Annotated in this window: 1 protein-coding gene and 2 pseudogenes; 1 reads left to right on the top strand and 2 read right to left on the bottom strand. The window is 42.7% G+C overall.

The features are described from left to right. Positions 1–97: 97 nt before the first annotated feature. Positions 98–274 (bottom strand): annotated as a pseudogene (locus tag CFR79_RS15325) (IS5/IS1182 family transposase); the annotation flags it as partial. A 79-nt stretch (positions 275–353) separates the two neighbouring features. Between CFR79_RS15325 and CFR79_RS16310 the strand changes: the two are divergent. Next, positions 354–606 (top strand): annotated as a pseudogene (locus CFR79_RS16310) (transposase); the annotation flags it as partial. Between the two features lie 33 nt (positions 607–639). On the opposite strand, the gene CFR79_RS15315 reads toward CFR79_RS16310, so the two are convergent. After that, complete coding sequence (locus CFR79_RS15315; protein WP_181417462.1) at positions 640–1,566, bottom strand: WavE lipopolysaccharide synthesis family protein; 927 nt, start codon at positions 1,564–1,566, stop codon at positions 640–642. Positions 1,567–1,848 lie beyond the last annotated feature (282 nt).

Genomic DNA, 1,848 nt, shown 5'->3' with positions numbered 1-1,848 from the left:
GCTCAAGGAACTCAGGCGAATAACGCGATGTCTTCTTCTTCTCTACCATAGGGATCATCCTCCGAGAGTTTTACTCTCCGGTAAACTCGGGGCAGTTCACCGGATCAAACGACGGACGCCCGCCCTTGCGCTCGTCTGAATAAGCCAGAGCCTGCTCCAGATCAGGGCGGAAGACTTCAAAACCCACCGCCCGAGAAAAGGCTTCAAGTTGATCAGCAAGCCCGCTCAGACGGGCCAGCCGCTCCTCAACATCAAAGAAACCGGACTGCTTCACCATCCATCCTCCCATCATCACACTAACGATGGAATCACAGCCAACAGTTCAGAGCCAGGGGTTCTGCGAACCCTCCACCTGGCCCTGGATAAAGGCACCTGTTCGCCGATGGCGCCTGCGATCGGCTCAAGCTCATGGACAAGGAAACTTATCTCGACTTCGTCCTTCAGATCATCCGCCGCAGCGAGGGTGCCCGAGCGTTTGGGGCGCTGCCGCGCTGATGGGTCGTGGAGCGAACCTTCAGCTGGATGACCAGATGGCGGCGCCTGGTCCTGAATTACGAGCGTCGCACCGACGTATCAAAGGCCATGATTCTCGTCGCCATGGGGGCCGAAACGCTCATCCATAGATTTTCTAAACTGGCTCTAACTACTTCTGTACCAAGCAAGAAAGCGGTTAACCTTTTTAATAAAACGCCTAAACAGAGCTGTTCTGCGATCATGCGCCCAAAACATTCTGTCATGTGATATTTTTGTTTGTTTTGAAAAAACTTTATCAATATTATTTTGTGGATCTTCTATAATTTCATCTAAAATAGCCTGTGACATACATTCGATCCGTGTATGCTTGCTCATTTTTCTTACAATATGCTGATATTTTTTTATATAAGCATTCATATCTCTTAAATTGGCTACAATGAAATTATCTGCCATAATATAAAAAGACTCTTTCACGAATTTTGTATCATTATGATAATCAAGCTTCAAATGCGGAAATGATTTTTTGAAATAAGGAAAATGGATATACTGTTCACAAGCTAGCCTGATAAGAAATCTTTTTTCCAGTAGGTTTGTATTTTTTAAAAAATTATTACTCTGATAGTAAACACTATCTGAAAAAGAGATTTTCTTTACACATTCCCATAAATCTTTTATGTCTTTGCTTAACCCAAAATGGAACCAGTCACTATAATGGAACGGCATTTTATATAGTGTTATGGGGTTTATCGTAAAAGTTTCTGATATAAGAACTTTCTGAGAGAAAACTCCATATTTCCCTCGTGGGCTAAATAGATTATTTTTATATATTTCTATAAATTTTTTAGTTGTGAAGCATAAGTCACTTCTGATTCGAAGCGTGTATTTCCTGGAAACGTATTCCAGACCTGTCCTTGCAGACTCTATCTGTAGGTTTATATTATTTAAAGAATTGGTATCATTTTTTATTGGCGGAAGTGGTATTTCATCACGAGATTTTACAATGATATCTGCACAATCAAACAAAACTTTTAGAGAATTTATTTTAATTGTATCAAATTCAGCGATCGTCGTTACAAAATCCTCTGGGAACAATCCAGAAATATGGTTCCCAGATTTCAGAAAATCACATGATGAAACTGAAAATATAATTTCTGCCTGCGAAAATAGCTGGCGCCAATGACGGCAGATCAGAGCACAGTCATTGAGGTTCGTCTTTAATAAAGGACCCTGCATGACGATGGAAAGCTGTGCTCCATCCTCAGCAAGGCCCTCTAGCAGCCTGTCGGGTTGGGGTACCCTGTGAAGGGGTAAGGCTGTAGAGTGTCGCGATGAGCCGCTTCATCCCGTTTGACCGATCCCAGCCGTATCTTCTGC

Source organism: Komagataeibacter saccharivorans, assembly GCF_003207825.1.
GTDB classification, from domain to species: domain Bacteria; phylum Pseudomonadota; class Alphaproteobacteria; order Acetobacterales; family Acetobacteraceae; genus Komagataeibacter; species Komagataeibacter saccharivorans.
The sequence above is the reverse complement of the archived record's forward strand: the minus strand, read 5'-3'. Positions and strand labels throughout refer to the sequence as shown.